The following is a 15484-nucleotide window of genomic DNA, read 5'->3' as shown; positions in this document are numbered from 1 at the left end:
GGGCGCGGGCCCCGCAGCCGTGTTCCCGGCCCTCCGGTCTCAGCCCCCGGCTGCCGCCCCCTGGGCTGCCGGCCTCAGCTCTCGGTCGGGAACACCCGGCGGACCACCCGCTCCGCCGCCCCGCCGTCGTCCCACGGGCAGAACCGCTCCCGGAACCTCGCCCGCGCGGCCGGCTCCGGGTCGCCCGCCAGCAGCGCCGCCGCCAGCCCGTCGGCGTCCACCGTCACCGCGCCGGGCGGCTCCGCGAACAGGTCGAAGTAGACCCCGCGCACCCGCCGGTACTCGTCCCAGTCCGGCGCGAAGATCACGATCGGCCGGTCCAGCACGGCGTAGTCGAACATCATCGACGAGTAGTCCGTGACCAGGACGTCCGCCGCCAGGTACAGGTCCTCCACGGTCGGGTGCGCGGAGACGTCCACGATCTCCGCCGCGCCCTCGCCCGCCGCCAGGTCGCCCGGGCCGCCGGTGTGGAAGTAGTGGGTCCGCACCAGCAGGGTGAAGCCGGGCCCGAGCCGCCTGGCCAGCTCGCGCACGTCCAGCAGCGGTACGTACCCGCCGCGGCCCTCACGGTGGGTCGGCGCGTACAGCACCGCCGTCCGGTCCGGGGCCAGCCCGAACCGTTCGCGCATCGCGGCCACCTCGGCCGGCGTGGTGTTCGCCAGCCGGTCGTTGCGCGGGTAACCGGTGTCCAGCATCTCGTAGCGGCCGGGGAAGGCCCGGGCGAAGTGCTCGCTGGTGTGCGGGTTCGAGGAGACCAGGAAGTCCCAGCGGTCGACCGCCTCCTGCAGCCGGTCGAAGTCCATCCCGTCCGCGGCGGCCGGGTGGTCCCTGAGGTCCATGCCCATCGCCTTCAGCGGCGTGCCGTGCTGGGTCTGCACATGCACCGTGCCCGGCCGCTTGACCATCGTGCGCGGGAAGTTGACGTTGTTGACGAAGTACTTGGCGGTCGCCATCGCCTTCAGATAGGCGGGCGTGTTGACGATCACGTACGGCACCCCGGCCGGCAGGGTGGCCGCCTGGGCGCGGTTCTCCACCACCCAGACACCCCGGACGCCGGGCACCAGTTCCTTCGCCTTCTCGTAGATCGCGGCCGGGCTGCACGCGTAACCCCGGTGCCAGTAGGCCGCGTAGACCGCCAGGTGCTCGTCCAGCGGCAGCCGGCGGAACGCGTTGTACGCGGTGAAACGGGCGCTGCTGCGCACCCCGCGCTTCACCGCCGGGGCCACCGCCCGTGCCCCGCGCTTGAGTTCGCGCGGCAGCCGGCCGGTACGGCGCAGCTCCGCGTACGCGATCCGCGATCCGCGCGCCGCCAGCCGGTACTGCACGCCGCGCAGGCCGCCGGGGAAGTGGTAGCCGGCCGGCCGGTGGCGGCCGAAGTGCTCGGAGATCCGGCGGAAGAAGTCCTTGCGCAGCTCGGGCGGGACCAGCCCCGGGGTGTCGTAGACGGTCAGCGCCTGCTGGACGGTCCGCTCGAAGACCAGGGTGCGCAGGGTGTCGGGGACGGGCCGGCCCGGGCGGTCCGGACGGTCGAGGAAGCCGAAGATCGCGTCGTACTGGGCGAAGGCGTCGGCGTGCTTGGGGGAGGCGGTGCTGGTGATCGCGCCGGCCCGGCCGCGCCGGTAGAAGTAGCAGGGGCGGTCGAGGTAGCGCAGCCGTTCGGCGGCCAGCAGCGCCGGGTAGGTGACCGAGATGTCCTCGTAGAACCCGCGCCCGAAGGAGACGCCGAGGCCGGTCAGGAACTCGCGGCGGAACACCTTGTTCCAGACCGACATCACGGTCCGGAACAGCGCCGGGTGCTCGGCCAGCGTGCAGCCCTCGACCAGCGGGGAGCCGGCCAGCACGTGCCGCCAGGGGTTGGGCTCGGTGCCGCCGTCGGGGTAGACGTGGGTGAAGCCGGTGAGCAGGACGTCGGCCGGGGTCTCGCGCCGGTGCTCCTGCTCCAGTTCGTCGAGGACCGCCCCGACGGTGCCCTCGGGGAGCCAGTCGTCGCTGTCGACGAACCAGACGTACTCGCCGCGCACCTCGGGGAGGGCGGCGGTACGGGCGCCGCCGAGGCCCTGGTTCTCGGTGAGGTGCAGGACGCGCAGCCGGGGGTCGCGGGCCGCGTACTCGTCCAGGATCGCGCCGCAGCGGTCGGGGGAGAGGTCGTCGACCGCGATCACTTCGAAGCGGGGCCCGCCGGCCGCGCCGGACCTCTCGGCCGGGCCTGGTTCGAGGATCGAGTCGAGGCAGCGGGGCAGGAAGCGCTCCACTCCGTGGACCGGGAGCACGATGCTGAGGAGAACTGGCACGCTGGCCGAGTCTACCGAGCCGGACCAGCGGCGGAGCCGCCCGGGTGCGACCGCCCGGCCGGTACGGGGCGGAGGCCGGAACCGCCGGTGCCGGACCCTGTGCGGGACGGCACCGGCAGTCTGGTGGTGGCCCGGCCGACCCTCTACGGCCGAGCCGCCGGTCCGGACCCCTTCCGAGCCTGGCCGCCGCAGCGTCGAGGCGGCCTGGCAGTGGCTCGGAGGAGCCGGAAATCTTCATCAGTCGAACACATGACTGGACACTCTCCCCTAAAGGGGCGTCGATAGAGATATTGCTTGGAGGGTCCGTTTGAGTCAATCCCTCGTATGTGTTCACTTCCTGAAGTGATTTTCCCGGAGTGGCTGCGTGGAGAGGCGTCACCTTCTCTCGTCGCCTCTCCGGTCACCCGGCTCCTGGCGGTGCCCCCGTGCGCCCGGCGCGTGCCTCCCGGCCGGGCGCAGCGCCGGTGCGCCCGGGGCCCCGTGTGCTCCGGCCGGTCGTGCACCATCATCGATGCCTAGTCGTGACCGGCCCGGCGGCCCCTGGTGCAGCGTCAGTTGACGCCGCACGATACGGTGGCAGAACACCAGGACGGTTGCGCGAAGACCGTCTGTCACGGATAGTCTTCGCCTCACGGCCCTGGCGCCTCGTAGGGGTGGGAATACTGATGGAACAGATGCAAGTGCGGACTCGGCCCCGAGTGCCGGCGATCCAGTGCGGTGTCGGCGCGACCGGCCGCCGGATCGACCGCCACCTGGCTGTGCTCGGCGCGCCCGCACTCCCGGCGGTGGAGACCGCCGAGGCGGTCGGGTTGATAAGGGAACTGACGCCCCGCGGCGCCAGTGCCCCGACCGCCCGTCGCCGTCACGCGCGGGTGTCGCTGCTGACGCCGCTGCGCCGACTGCGCCGGAGCCTCTTCGGCGGGCGAGGCTAGGGCCCTCACGGCTCGCTGTCGCGCCGCTCGGCACGCGACCCGACGGACCTCCGGGACCGTCGGGTCTTCGGCGTGTCCGGATGTCTCCTTCGCGGGGCGCGGTGCCGGGTTGTTCCGGGGTTCCTGGAGGCTCCCGGGGGGCTGCTTCGGGCCGCCCGCGCGGGCCCGGTTCTCCGGGCGGAAAGGTCTGAACCTCTCAGCGTACGACACCTTGCCCACCTGGCACGGAGAGTCGGCGAGGCAGGTCATCGCACCCCCGGGCGTGGGCCAGGATGGCGTCATGGCGGACAACATCCACTCCACCCCCCTGCAATTCCCTTCCTCCTACTCCAGCACCTTTCACTCCACGACCTTCGAGATCACCACCGGCAGCCACGAGGTGGCGCTCGACATCACCGACCGCTGCGCGGAGTTCCTCAACGAGCAGGCGACCGGGCGCGACGGTCTGCTCAATGTCTTCGTACCGCACGCCACAGCGGGCATCGCCGTTCTGGAAACCGGTTCGGGCAGCGACGACGACTTCCTCGCCACCCTGCGCGAGCTGCTGCCCCCCGACGACCGCTGGCGCCACCGCCACGGCAGCCCCGGCCACGGCCGCGACCACGTGGTGCCCGGCCTGGTCGCCCCGCACGCCACCCTGCCGGTCATCGGCGGTCAACTGGCGCTCGGCATCTGGCAGTCCGTGGTCCTGATCGACACCAATGGCGACAACCCGCACCGGACGGTCCGGCTGTCCTTCCTGGGCTGACGCGCCACCGTTCGGCTGACGGGCTACCGCTGGATCGCGGTGTCCGGGGCGTCGGTGTTCCGGGCCCCGGTGTCCGAGAGAGCTGTAGTGCCGGACGGGCCTGCGGTGCCCGACGTGGCCGGGGCGGTCGTGGCGGCAGTGCCGTCCGCGGCCGCCCCGGCGACCGCCGCGAGATAGCGCTCGATCGCCAGGTACTGGCAGAGCACCGCCACCGGGCGGCCCAGCCGCGCGTACCAGGCGGCGAGCCGGGAGAAGGCCGTGACCTCGAACCACACCTCGCCCGCCGCGTCCATGCTCACCAGGAACGCCTCCTCGCCGCACTCCGGGTGTCCCGGCAGCGTCCCGTACGCGAAGCCGATCCGGTCCGGCGCGTCCACCGTCCACACCACCCGGCAGGGGATCACCAGGCGCGGGCGCCGCAGCCCGGGCAGGCTCAGCCGCAGCAGCACGGTGGCGCCCTGTTCGGCGGGGGCATAGGGATGGACGGCGAACCCGCTGCCCAGCTGGCTGCCCCAGCCGAGGACGTACCGTCCGGCCCGCTCCAGCACCTCCGGCCCGTGCCCGAGGTGGATCCGCCGCCGCAGCTGCGCGTACCCCGCGGGCAGTCGGGCGTCCCGGGTGGCACCCACCTCCGGGTAGTTGGGCGAGGCGGCGCGGGCGGCTTCAAGGCGCCGGTGGAGAGCGGTCGGCATGGGCCCCACCGTAGCGGGCGCGTTCGGCGGGTGAGGCGGTCGGTCCGGGTGGCGGGTCGCTGGGCCGAGCCCCGCCACCCGGGCCCGGACGACCTTGCGGGCAGGCGGGGGAGCGGAGTAGGAAGGCGGCATGAGCGAAGCGGTGGACACGGCGGGCGTGCTGAACGAGGACGACGGGCCGGTCTGTGCCCTGGTTCCCACCGGGGCGGAGGCGGCGCTGACGCGTGCCCCGGAGTCGGCCGGTCCGCGCGCGGACTGCGTGCTGTGCGGGGAGCCGACCGAACTGCCCGCCGACCACCCCGGCAGCACGCTCTGCCCCGTCTGCGCCTGGCAGCAGGCCCAGCGGATCGCCTGCACCGGCTGACGGACGCCCCGTGGTCCCATGGCCGCCTGTCCGTTACACCCGATGAGGTGCACCGGGCTGGCTCAGCCGTCGGTGTCGGGGAGCGGGCCGACCCTGGTCACGGCTCCGGTCCACCAGCCCGGTTGATCGGTGGCCGCCCAGTCGACGTCCAGCTCCCGGCAGGTGAGCTCCGCGGCCTTGAGCCGCATGGCGGCCTGAGCGGTCTCCGGCTCGCAGGAGACCGCAGGACGATCGAGAGCGCCGTCGGCGATGCCCCGGGGGTTCTCGAAGTACACGGCGTAGCGCCAGCGGTCAGGGGTGCGGTACAGGACGAGCGTCCTCGGCGTCCCGAAAGTACGCCAGTACGGCTTTCGTGCGTTTCCCATGCCCGCACGGTATCGGTGCGGGTGCGGACTGCCCGCACCCCGGGCGGCCGGCCCGGAGATCACGCGGGCCGGCCGGCTCGCCGCACCCCGGCCGGCTCGGCGTCGCCCGCCCCTCAGGCGTCCTCCCGGCCGGCCAGGGCGAGGGTGGAGCCGTGACGGCCCTTGCGGACCAGCAGCTGGGCCGGGATCCGGCTGCGCAGGTCGGCCACGTGGCTGACGATGCCGACTGCGCGATCCCGCTCCCGCAGCCCGTCGAGGACGTCCATCACCTCCTCCAGCGCCTGCTCGTCCAGCGTTCCGAAGCCCTCGTCGATGAAGAGGGTGTCCAGCGGCATCCCGCCGGCCTCGTCGGTGACCACGTCCGCGAGGCCGAGGGCCAGGGCGAGCGAGGCGAAGAAGCTCTCGCCGCCGGAGAGCGTCGCGGTGTCCCGTTCGGTGCCGGTCCAGGCGTCGACCACACGCAGCGCCAGGCCCGAGCGCTTGTTGCCGGTGCCCCGGTCGTCGCTGTGGACGAGGGTGTAGCGGCCGCCCGACATCCGCACCAGGCGATCGCTCGCCGCCGCCGCGACCTGCTCCAGCCGGGCCGCCAGGACGTACGACTCCAGGCGCATCCGCAGCCGGTTCTCGGTGGAGGTGCCGGCCGCCAGCGCGGCGAGCCGGTTGATCCGGCCGTAACGGACCAGGGCCGGGGCCAGCGAAGCGGCCAGCTCAGCCAGCCGCCGCCCGATCGCGGCCAGCGCCTCGCAGCGCTCGCGCGCCGCGGTCTGGGCGGCGTGCGCCCGGCGCAGCCGGTCGACGGCCTCCTGGAGCCGGGCCCGCGCGCCCGGCACGTCCGCCGGAGGGCGGGCCGCCGCCTCGACCAGCTCGGGCAGCGCGAGCTGCCGCTCCACCGCCGCCAGCTCGGCACGGTGCCGCTCCAGCCGGGCCTCCAGCCGCTCGCGCTCCTCCCGTCGCAGCAGGACGGCGGTGGCCTCCTCCGCGCTCGGGAACCCGGCCGCCACCGCGGCCCTGGCCAGCTCGTCGTCGGCGTTCTTCAGCCGGAGCGCCGCCTCCGTACCGGCCCGCGCGGCCGCGGCCAGCGCCGCCACGCCCCCGGTGAGCCGGGTGAGCGCCGCCGCCCGGTCGGCCACCGAGGGCGCGTCGCCCCGGGCGGCGGCCACCCGTTCGGCCAGGTCCGTCCGCTCGGTGCGGAGCGCCTGGATCCGGGCCGTGAGCGCGGCGCTGCGCTCACCGGCCTCGCGCAGTGCGGCGAGCCGGACGGTCTGCTCCCGCGTCAGCCGCTCGACCCGCTGGGTGACCGGGCCCAGCCCCTCCGCCACCCGCAGCGCCTCGCGGTGCTCCCGCTCCAGCGCGGTGAGCGCCTCCGCCAGCGTCTCCGTGCTCTCCGGCCCGGCCGCGCCGGCGGCGGTGGCCTCGCGGACCCGGAGCCCGGCCAGCTCCCGTTCGGCGGTGTCCGCCGCCTGCTCGGCCGCCGTCTGGGCCGCCCTGGCCCGCTCCTCGTCCTCCGCGCTGACCTGGCCGCCCGCGGGCCGGGCCGGCGCCGGGTGCTCCGGCGAGCCGCAGACCCGGCAGGACTCGTCGGGCCGCAGCTGTGCCGCCAGTTCGGCGGCCATGCCGCCGAGCCGGCGTTCACGCAGGTCCTGGCTGTGTTCGCGGGCGTCCAGCGCCCGGGCCCGCAGGGCCAGCGCCCGGGGCTCCGCGTCCCGGATCTCCGCGCGCAGTCCGTCCCGGCCGCGGGCGGCGGCCAGGCGGTCCGTCGCCTCGCCGCGCCGCGTGTCCACCTGCTCGACCCGCGCACCCGCGGCCCGGGCCGCCGACTGCTCCTCCTGCAACGTGGCGAGCCGGCCGTCGAAGCCGTCCAGCCACTCACCCGCCTCCTCGGCCAGCTCCTCGGCCCGCTGCCGGTCGGCGTCCAGCGCCCGCTCCTGGTGCCCGAGCTCGGCGCACCGCCGCTCGTCGGCCTGCGCCGCCTCCAGCCGGACCACCTCGGCCCGCAGCCGGAGCTCGGCCTGCGCCAGCTCCTCGGCCTCCGCATGGGCGAGCGCCAGGCCCGTGCCGGCCATGACGCGGGCCTCGTCCGGGCCGTAGGCCTTGTCCGGCCCGGCCGCCCCGTCGGGGACACGCTCCCCGCCCGGGACTCGTGCCGTCTCCGGGATGCGCGCCAGCGCCGCGCGGTGGCGCCGCTCCTCGTCGCCCGCCACGCGGTAGGCCTCGGCGGCGGCCTCGCGCAGCCGTAGCACCGACTCCACGCCGACGGCCGCCTGCGCGGCGGCCAGCCTCCGCCGGTCGCGCCCCAGCGCCGCCTCGCCCTCGGCGAGCCGGGCGGCCTGGAGCGCCGCCTCCTGGTGGCGCCGCTGCCGGCCGGCCAGCTCCTCGGCGGCCTCCCGCGCCAGCTGCGCCTCCCGGTGGCCGGCCTCGGCCCCGGCCAGCGCGGCATCGGCGACCGCGAGCTGTTCGGCGGCGCCGCTGCGTAGCATGGCGGCCCAGCCGAGCACCCCGCCGGCGAGATCGGTGCCGGACCGCGTGGGCTCGTCCTCGGCGGGTACCCAGCCCTCGGCGGGCTCGGCCGCCGGGCCGGCCGCCTGTTCGGCCTTGCTGGCCAAGTCCCGAAGGCTCCGCCGCCCGGACTGGACGGCGGCCTCCTGGGCCCTGCGCTGTTCGGCCAGCCAGGACTCGACCTGCCCGAACCGCTCGGTGTCGAACAGCCGGCTCAGCAGCTTGCCCCGCTCCACGGCGTCCGCGCGCAGGAAGCGTGCGAAGTCGCCCTGCGGCAGCAGCACCACCTGGCAGAACTGCTCCCGGCTCATCCCGATCAGCCGGTGGATCTCCTCGCCGGCCTCCTGGTGCGATTTGCTGACCGCCTGCCAGCCGGGTGCGCCCCCGCCCGCGTCGGCCGTCCACTCGCGCAGCAGGGTCTGGGCCCGCTCGACCGTCGTCCCCGTGCCGACCTTCTTCGGCCGTCGCTGCTCCGGGAGCCGGGTGATCTCCAGCCGCCGCCCGCCGAGCGTCAGCTCCAGCCTGACCTCGGTCAGCCGCCGCGGGTCGGCGTGGTCGCTGCGCAGCCGGCTGGCCCGGCGGGCGCCGGGCACCTCGCCGTAGAGGGCGAAGCAGACCGCGTCCAGCACGCTGCTCTTGCCCGCGCCGGTGGCACCGCGCAGCAGGAAGAGCCCACCGGCGGAGAGGGCGTCGAAGTCGACCGTCTCGGCGCCGGCGAACGGGCCGAAGGCGGTGACGGTCAGCCTGTGCAGTCTCATCGGGGCAGCTCCGCCTTCCGGTCGGTGGTCTCCCGGACGCTTTCGAAGCCCTCGCGCAGCCAGCCCAGCTCGTCCCCGTCCGGTTCGGAGCCCGGGCGGACGTGGCGGAGGAAGCCCTCGGCGATCTCCAGATCCGCGCGCCCGCTCACCCGGGCCGCGTACGACTGCGAGGGCGCCGCCTCGGCCTCCTCGGGGTCGAAGAGCAGTTGCAGGGTGTGCGGGAAGCGCCGGCGCAGCTTCTCCATCGGCTCGGCGGGGCGGCCCGGGTCGGTCAGGGTCGCCTGTACCCAGGACTGCTCGAACGGCGCGTACCTCTCGTCGGACAGCAGCTCGTCGAGCCTTCCGCGCAGGCAGGCCAGCGGGCGCGGCCGCGGGCAGTCGATCCGCTCGGCGGCCACCGAACCGTCCGCGGCGAGGTCGACCAGCCACATCGTCTTGCGCTGGGTGGCCTCGGAGAAGGAGTAGGCGAGCGGGGATCCGCTGTAGCGCAGGTGCGGGGCGAGGGTCTGGCAGCCGTGCAGGTGGCCGAGCGCGGCGTAGTGCACACCGTCGAAGACCGAGGCGGGCACGGAGGCGACGCCGCCCACCGCGATGTCCCGCTCGCTGTCGCTGGGCGCGCCGCCGGTGACGAAGGCGTGCGCCAGCACCACCGCTCTGGTACCGGCCTGGCGGGCCGCCAGGTCGGCTCTGACCTGGTCCATCGCCGCGCCGAGCACCGCCGCGTGGCCGCCGCGCTCCAGCCCGAAGCGCTCCCGGACCAGCGTCGGCTCCAGGTACGGCAGCCCGTAGACGGCGACCGGCCCGTGCGCGTCCGCCAGCAGCACGGGCACCGCGCACTCGCCGGGGTCGGTGCGCAGATGGACGCCCGCCCGGCCGATCAGCCCGGCGCCCACCCCCAGGCGGCGTGCCGAGTCGTGGTTGCCGCTGATGAACACCGTCGGCACGCCGAGCCCGGCCAGCCGGTGCAGCACGTCGTCGAACATGGCGACCGCCTCCAGGCCCGGCAGCGCACGGTCGTACACGTCGCCGGCGACCAGCACGGCGTCCACGCGCTCGGCCCGGACCACCGCCACGAGGTGGTCCAGGAAGGCGCGCTGGGCGTCGTGCAGGCTCTCCCGGTGGAACGAACGCCCGAGATGCCAGTCGGAGGTATGCAGCAGTCGCATGGTTCCCGACCCTAACGTCCGTCACCGACAACGCGGCCCGGAACTGGGATCCCGCCCGTTCCACCGGGCTGCCGGTAATCGCTCTGGGTGGATTGTCGGTGACGGTGTGTAGGTTCTCGATCGTCGGTCGCCCGCGGGATTCCGGGGCGGCCGTGAGAGATGCGAGAAGAGAGAGGGAAGCCATGTCCGTTCGGTCCCGGTACATCGAGTTCTCCGGTCCGGTCGGCCCTGCCGGTTCCGACCGGTACCGGGCGGCGGTGCCGACGGGGAGGCGGGGTCTGCCGCGGGTTCGGGTGCACGCCGGGCAGCGCCCGGGCCCGGGCGGGCCGGGGGGTGGCCTGCCCGGCGGCGGTGCCTCGTCGGGTGGTGGGCCTCCGGCCGGGGGTCCTCCGCGCGGGGGCGGGGCGGGCGGGCCCGGCGGGCGTGCGCGTCGCCGGGGTGGCGGCTCGCGGGGCGCGCCGCCCCCGGAGCCGGTGGCCCTCGCGGTGGCCGCCCGGGCCGCCGACTTCGTGGGCCTGGCCCGGTACGGGCTGTTCGGCACCGCCCCCTACCGGGAGTACCTGCGGCGGACGGAGAGCCGGCTCCGAGCGCTGCGCGGGCAGGGGGTGGAGGTGCACCTGCGGGTGTTCGACGCGGCCGACTACGAGGACTACTGCGAGGCGTTCGGCCTCGACCCCGGTGAGGCGGCCGCCCGGGTCGCGTACGCGGCCGATCCGCAGCTGGCAGGGGAGCCCTTCGTGTACGCGGGGGAGCGGCTGGCCGAGTTGCTTCCGGTACTGGTCGACGACCACCGGGCCAGGGTACGGATCTCGGTCGCCGGCGAGGCGCTGCTGGACGCGGTCGGCGACGGCCCGTACGGGCAGCGGCGGCTGGTGGCGGTGATGAGGTTCGTCACCGCCGCCTACCTGGCACTGGCCGGGGGCGCGGGCGAGGGCTGCCACCTGCTGACGCTGCGCTGCCACGGCCCGGAGGACGGCGAAGAGCTCACCGCCGCGGCGGACGTCCGTGTCGAGGGCGGTCGGCTCGTCGGCACGGGGCGGGACGCGGAGGCGTTCTGCGTCACGCTGGCCGCGGGCGTGGCCGCGCGCGGCTCCGGCGCGCTGCTGCTGCACGGCGACCCGGCCGCGTCCGCCGGACCGCAGGTGCGCGGCTGGGCGCTGGCGGGCGGGCGGTTGCGGCCGATGGCCGTCCAGGAGGTGGCCGACTCGCTCACCGACGACGCCGACCGGGGGCTGCCCTTCCCGCCGGGAGCCGTGCCGCTGCCGGGCTTCCAGCTGCCGGACGGCCCGTCGGCGGCGGGGCCGTCCGGGGTCGAGGACGGGGGTGAGCCCCTGGGCTGACCAGCCGGTTCTGGCCCGGGTGTCCACCAAGCGGCGCTGGGGACTGTTCATCGACCGCCTGTTCGGGGAAGATTTCGGGGAAGATCAACAGGAGGAGCGGGCGGTGCCCCATGCCGCCGCTCCCGAAGCTCTGCCCCGAACCGCGTACCGCAGGTCTCCCCGCGCACCGCCGGTCCGGCGAGCCCGACACGGAGAGGGGGACGCATGGGCCGGATCGAGTTCAGCGCGGAGATCGCCGAGCTGCTCGGCAAGGTGCGGCGGCGTCCCACCGCGGGCTGGCCGTGGCGACCGGGGGAGCCGGTGCCCGCCGGGCTGCCGGTGAAGCAGTCGTGGGGGTGGCTGTTCGCCCCCGACGGCCGGGTGCTGACCCTGGTCAACCCCCGGGACGGCATCGTCTCGCTCCCCGGCGGTTCACTGGAACCGGAGGACACCGGCGATCCGGGCTCGGCGCTGGCACGGGAGGCGGCCGAGGAGGCCCAGGCCGTGATCGGCGCGCCCTACTACCTGGGCTACCTCTACGACCGGGTCGGCTCGGCCAACGGCGGGCACGAGTGCGCGCGGGTCCGGATGGCCGCCGCGCTGCGCGCCGTCGGCCCCAGCGCCGCGGACCCGGCCTCGGGCCGGCACTACCGGCGGCTGCTGGTCGCGCCCGGCCTCGCCGTCGAACTGCTCGGCTGGGGCGGGCCCGGGCTGCGTCAGGCCCGGTCGGCGGTGTCCGCCGCCGTCCAGTGGCTGGGTGTGCCCGCCGCCGCCAACGAGACGATCGAGGAACTGCCGGCCGGGGGCGCCGTGGTGTTCCCCGGCACCGCCCACTCGGGCACCGTCTACCCGGCCGGAGGCTGAGCCGGTGACGCTGCCGACGCCGGAACCGCGGGCTGCCGGGCAACCGGCCGCGTCGTCGTCCCCGGGCGCGGAGTGGGGCGAGGAACCGGCCGCGCCGTCGCTCCCGGACGGGCAGCCGGACGCGCAACCCGGCACGGCCGGGGACCGGCGCGGGCTGTTCCACCACGTCGAGCTGTGGGTGGACGACCTCGCCACCGCCGAGGCGCAGTGGGCCCCGGTCCTGCTCGCCCTCGGCTGCGAGCCGTTCCAGCACTGGCCCGCCGGCCGCAGCTGGCGCCTCGGCGCCGCGTACCTGGTGATCGAGCAGTCGCCCGCCCTGCTGCCGGGCGGCCACCAGCGCCTGCGCGCCGGGCTCAACCACCTCGCCGTGCACGGCTCACGCGAGGCGGTGGCCGCCGCGCTCTCCGCCGGTTGGACGGTACGTGTCGACACCGGTGAGGCCGCGCACCTGATCGACGGTCAGGGCTTCGAGCTTGAGGTCGTCTACCGTGCCGCGCCCGCCGACCCCTCGGGCGCGACCCCCGGCGCGAACGGCGCGAACGGGGTCTGACCAGCGCGGAAGCGCCCGTGTGGGATCCAATTCACCCCGTCGTTATCAGACTGTTCGTCAATATCCTTGGCATGACCACTTCCCGGGGAAGCTACTGCCTGGTATCACTTCTGTGACCCTCGTCACTCCAGGAGACTTCATGCTGCGCCCCACTCGTGTCATGTCGACTTCCGCCCTCGCGGCGGCCCTCACCCTGACCACCTTCTTCGCCGCCTCGTCAGCCGGCGCGGCCACCGTCAACTACGTCGCGCTGGGGGACTCGTACTCCGCCGGCGTCGGCGCCGGCAGCTACACCGGCGAGAGCGGAAGCTGCAAGCGGAGCACCAACGCGTACCCCTACCTCTGGAAGAACGCGCACTCCCCGTCCTCCTTCTCCTTCGTGGCCTGCTCCGGTGCCAAAACCGGTGACGTGCTCAACAACCAGCTGTCGGCGCTGACCTCCGGCACCACGCTGGTCAGCATCAGCATCGGCGGCAACGACGCGGGCTTCGCCGGCACCATGCAGACCTGCGTGCTGGACTCGGAGAGCGCCTGCCTCAGCGCCGTCGCCACCGCGAAGAACTACGCCACCAACACCCTGCCCGCCCAGCTCGACCGGGTGTACTCGGCCATCCACGCCAAGGCCCCCAACGCCCGTGTGGTGGTGCTGGGTTACCCGCACCTGTACAAGATCGGCGGCAGCTGCATCTTCGGCATCGGCGACACCAAGCGCGCCGCCATCAACAGCGCGGCCGACGCGCTCGACGGCGTCCTCGCCAAGCGCGCCGCCAACGCCGGGTTCGCCTTCGGCGACGTCCGCAGCATCTTCACCGAGCACGAGATCTGCGGCTCCAGCACCACCTGGCTGAACAGCACCACCCTCCCCGTCGACGAGAGCTACCACCCCAAGGCCTCCGGCCAGTCCGGCGGCTACCTGCCCGTCTTCTCCGCGCAGGTGTAGTACCCCCGCTCCGCCGGTCCTCCCCCTCCCCCCGAAGGGGGCGGGCCGGCGGAGCGTCACCAGGCCCTACGCCCTCGGCCGCGGGTTCGGCGGGAACGGAATCCCGGCGAGGACGGGCAGCAGGGATTCCTCCTCATAGGCCAGATGCGCCTCCAGCACCACGACCGGCAACACCCGTGCGGTGTGCGCCTGGTAGTCGCCGTACCCCGGTGCCGCCCGGACCACGGTCTCGAACAGCCGGTCCCGCCGCGCACCCTCGGCCGGTACCGCGATCGCGTCGAACACCTCCGTCCCGAGCTCCACCCGCACCACCGGTCGGGCGAGCAGATTGCGGTACCAGTGCGGGTGCTCCGGCGCCCCGGCCGCCGACGCGACGACCAGCAGCAGCCCGTCGGCCCGGACGTACCCGAGCGGCACCGTGTGCGGGCGGCCCGACCTCGCGCCGGTGGTGGTCAGCAACAGCAGGTCACCCCCCTCGAAGGGGCCGCCGACCCGGCCGCCGTTGGCGCGGAATTCCTCGATGATCGCTTCATTGAAAGACATGGACATACGTGTGTGAAGTCTCCGGAAAAGGGGAGCCGAGGCCGCGGACAGAACGGCGCACGCACGCGACGGAACGACAACGAGGCGGGCGCGCGCAGGCACTGCTGCGACCGCTTGCGTCAGATCAGGGGAGCGGAGTGAGAACTCATCGCGCATCGTCCCTCGGTGAAAGGTGCTCGCCCGGTCACCGGCCGGCCCACATCTCTTTGGCCGGCGCCACGCTGCACGCCCCCATTGGAGTCACCCCACCCGCCGCCTGTCAACGAGCATGATCACGCCGGATGGGCGTCCCGTCGGTGGCCCGGGGATTCTCGCGGGGCGCGTGTCGCCCGGGGTTCTCGGCCCGGACACACCAGTGGTCCGCCGGCGGCGAGGGCGGAATGCTGCCGGGCTCCGGGATCACCTCCGCGGCCCGAACGGCCGCGGCCCCGGCCGACGTGGTGTCGGGCCGGGGCCGCCGTAGGGCTTGTTCGGGACCGCTCAGGCGCACTTCATGGTGCGGTTGGCGAGCGCGACCCCGGTGACCTTCTCGCCGTCCACGGTGAACTCGTACTGCCAGCCCGGCTTGCCCTCGACCGGCAGCTGGAACTTGCCGCTCTTGGCCAGCTCCAGGCCCTTGGCACCGTAGGCCTGCTTGAGCGCGTCCACGGTCGAACCGGCGCCGATGCCCTCGGCGGTCCGGGCGTCCGCCGGAGCGACCAGCTCGCGCAGTCCGTCGACGCCGAAGGAGACCCGCCCGGCGGTCAGGAACGCCGCGTCCCGGGCCTCACGGGCCACCATCAGCTGGGCGGTGGACATCGTCGCGTCCGCGATCGTCTTGGCGTCGGCCGCGGAGTTCTTGGCCGAGCCGTACGCGCCCGCGGCGAACTCGGCCGCCTCCTTCGCCGAGGCGTTCGGCGGGAGGGTCGAGCCGGCGGCGGGCTTCTTGAGCGCGTCCGCCTTGGCGTTCAGGTCCTTGTAGGTGGCCTCGGTGGCCGCCTCGGAGGCCATCCGGGCGGCGTCCGGCGCCGGGCCGCCCTTGTAGGCGAAGTCGGTGCAGCCGTCGAGCAGCGACACCGGCGCGGGCTCCAGCGCGCCGGTCGCCAGTGCCGCGTCCTTCGCGATACCCGGCGTCAGGCCGCGGTAGCCGGCGGCGCCGAACGCCACCGGCGTCGGCGTCGCGCTCGCCGGGGCGGTCGCGCTCGCGGCGGCGCCGGTCCGGGCGGCGGCCGCTCCCGTGGCCTTCGAGTCGGCGGCGTCGTCGTTACAGGCCGACGCGCCGGCGACGACCAGCGCGACCGTCAGCCCGGCGCCCGCCAGGCGCCGCAGTGCGGGGTTCTTCCCCAAGTCGATCTCCCCCTTCGTTTCGGAGGACACGGTAGCGAAGCTGCGTGGACGATCCATGCCGGGTTCCGGGCGGGCGCATCCGCCGGTCGGCCAACTCGGCTTTCGGCAAGGGGAATTGGTGGCCGCCCCG

The 15484-nt window shown here is 74.9% G+C and carries 13 protein-coding genes and 1 pseudogene; 7 read left to right on the top strand and 7 right to left on the bottom strand.

What is annotated here, in order from left to right; translation table 11 throughout:
• Positions 1–74 precede the first annotated feature (74 nt).
• Complete coding sequence (locus ACIP82_RS01325) at positions 75–2291, bottom strand: CDP-glycerol glycerophosphotransferase family protein (protein ID WP_400649597.1); 2217 nt, start codon at positions 2289–2291, stop codon at positions 75–77.
• Positions 2292–2956: 665 nt separating this feature from the next.
• On the opposite strand from ACIP82_RS01325, the gene ACIP82_RS01320 reads away from it, so the two are divergent.
• Together ACIP82_RS01320 and ACIP82_RS01315 are read left to right on the top strand one after the other, a co-directional pair.
• Complete coding sequence (locus ACIP82_RS01320; protein WP_363606336.1) at positions 2957–3223, top strand: hypothetical protein; 267 nt, start codon at positions 2957–2959, stop codon at positions 3221–3223.
• 280 nt (positions 3224–3503) lie between these two features.
• Complete coding sequence (locus ACIP82_RS01315) at positions 3504–3971, top strand: YjbQ family protein (RefSeq protein WP_363606338.1); 468 nt, start codon at positions 3504–3506, stop codon at positions 3969–3971.
• A gap of 23 nt (positions 3972–3994) precedes the next feature.
• Here the strand turns inward: ACIP82_RS01315 and ACIP82_RS01310 are convergent, their stop codons facing one another.
• The gene (locus ACIP82_RS01310) at positions 3995–4663 is read right to left on the bottom strand and encodes a DUF1990 family protein (RefSeq protein WP_400649594.1); all 669 of its coding nucleotides are present in this window, start codon (positions 4661–4663) and stop codon (positions 3995–3997) included.
• Positions 4664–4793: 130 nt separating this feature from the next.
• Here ACIP82_RS01310 and ACIP82_RS01305 point away from each other — a divergent pair, with 130 nt between their 5' ends.
• Positions 4794–5027, top strand: coding sequence for a hypothetical protein (locus ACIP82_RS01305; protein WP_400649592.1), 234 nt, complete (start codon positions 4794–4796; stop codon positions 5025–5027).
• Between the two features lie 62 nt (positions 5028–5089).
• On the opposite strand, the gene ACIP82_RS01300 is transcribed toward ACIP82_RS01305, so the two are convergent.
• The 3 genes from ACIP82_RS01300 to ACIP82_RS01290 form a co-directional block, all read right to left on the bottom strand.
• The gene (locus ACIP82_RS01300; RefSeq protein ID WP_363606342.1) at positions 5090–5392 is read right to left on the bottom strand and encodes a hypothetical protein; all 303 of its coding nucleotides are present in this window, start codon (positions 5390–5392) and stop codon (positions 5090–5092) included.
• 113 nt (positions 5393–5505) lie between these two features.
• The gene (locus ACIP82_RS01295; protein ID WP_400649589.1) at positions 5506–8646 is read right to left on the bottom strand and encodes an AAA family ATPase; all 3141 of its coding nucleotides are present in this window, start codon (positions 8644–8646) and stop codon (positions 5506–5508) included.
• Positions 8643–9812, bottom strand: a complete 1170-nt coding sequence (locus ACIP82_RS01290; RefSeq protein ID WP_400649586.1) for an exonuclease SbcCD subunit D — start codon at positions 9810–9812, stop codon at positions 8643–8645. The genes ACIP82_RS01295 and ACIP82_RS01290 overlap by 4 nt, the downstream gene beginning before the upstream one ends.
• Before the next feature lie 473 nt (positions 9813–10285).
• Here ACIP82_RS01290 and ACIP82_RS01285 point away from each other — a divergent pair, with 473 nt between their 5' ends.
• The 4 genes from ACIP82_RS01285 (at position 10286) to ACIP82_RS01270 (ending at position 13485) form a co-directional block, all read left to right on the top strand.
• Positions 10286–11152: a hypothetical protein gene (locus tag ACIP82_RS01285; protein ID WP_400649583.1), complete on the top strand. Its 867-nt coding sequence runs from the start codon at positions 10286–10288 to the stop codon at positions 11150–11152.
• Positions 11153–11356: 204 nt separating this feature from the next.
• Entirely contained in the window at positions 11357–11995 is a 639-nt protein-coding gene (locus ACIP82_RS01280) for a hypothetical protein (RefSeq protein WP_363606348.1), read from the top strand.
• A 4-nt stretch (positions 11996–11999) separates the two neighbouring features.
• Complete coding sequence (locus ACIP82_RS01275) at positions 12000–12545, top strand: glyoxalase (RefSeq protein ID WP_363606349.1); 546 nt, start codon at positions 12000–12002, stop codon at positions 12543–12545.
• 160 nt (positions 12546–12705) lie between these two features.
• Positions 12706–13485 carry an SGNH/GDSL hydrolase family protein gene (locus tag ACIP82_RS01270; protein ID WP_400649579.1) on the top strand — a complete coding sequence of 260 codons (780 nt, stop codon included), beginning with the start codon at positions 12706–12708 and terminating at the stop codon, positions 13483–13485.
• A gap of 150 nt (positions 13486–13635) precedes the next feature.
• On the opposite strand, the pseudogene ACIP82_RS01265 reads toward ACIP82_RS01270, so the two are convergent.
• Together ACIP82_RS01265 and ACIP82_RS01260 are read right to left on the bottom strand one after the other, a co-directional pair.
• Positions 13636–14034, bottom strand: a pseudogene (locus tag ACIP82_RS01265) (nitroreductase family deazaflavin-dependent oxidoreductase); the annotation flags it as partial.
• 474 nt (positions 14035–14508) lie between these two features.
• Positions 14509–15384 carry a hypothetical protein gene (locus ACIP82_RS01260; RefSeq protein ID WP_400649576.1) on the bottom strand — a complete coding sequence of 292 codons (876 nt, stop codon included), beginning with the start codon at positions 15382–15384 and terminating at the stop codon, positions 14509–14511.
• Positions 15385–15484 lie beyond the last annotated feature (100 nt).

Origin of the sequence: Kitasatospora sp. NPDC088548 (assembly GCF_044753005.1) — a bacterium.
Classification (GTDB): Bacteria; Actinomycetota; Actinomycetes; order Streptomycetales; family Streptomycetaceae; genus Kitasatospora.
Note: the sequence above shows the minus strand (reverse complement) of the source record. Positions and strands in the feature narration are given on the sequence as shown.

Coding starts and splice junctions, on each gene's coding strand:
- ACIP82_RS01290 (WP_400649586.1), bottom strand. CDS start 9,812: ATGCGACTGCTGCATACCTCCGACTGGCATCTCGGGCGTTCGTTCCAC.
- ACIP82_RS01300 (WP_363606342.1), bottom strand. CDS start 5,392: ATGGGAAACGCACGAAAGCCGTACTGGCGTACTTTCGGGACGCCGAGG.
- ACIP82_RS01305 (WP_400649592.1), top strand. CDS start 4,794: ATGAGCGAAGCGGTGGACACGGCGGGCGTGCTGAACGAGGACGACGGG.
- ACIP82_RS01315 (WP_363606338.1), top strand. CDS start 3,504: ATGGCGGACAACATCCACTCCACCCCCCTGCAATTCCCTTCCTCCTAC.
- ACIP82_RS01280 (WP_363606348.1), top strand. CDS start 11,357: ATGGGCCGGATCGAGTTCAGCGCGGAGATCGCCGAGCTGCTCGGCAAG.
- ACIP82_RS01320 (WP_363606336.1), top strand. CDS start 2,957: ATGGAACAGATGCAAGTGCGGACTCGGCCCCGAGTGCCGGCGATCCAG.
- ACIP82_RS01310 (WP_400649594.1), bottom strand. CDS start 4,663: ATGCCGACCGCTCTCCACCGGCGCCTTGAAGCCGCCCGCGCCGCCTCG.
- ACIP82_RS01295 (WP_400649589.1), bottom strand. CDS start 8,646: ATGAGACTGCACAGGCTGACCGTCACCGCCTTCGGCCCGTTCGCCGGC.
- ACIP82_RS01270 (WP_400649579.1), top strand. CDS start 12,706: ATGTCGACTTCCGCCCTCGCGGCGGCCCTCACCCTGACCACCTTCTTC.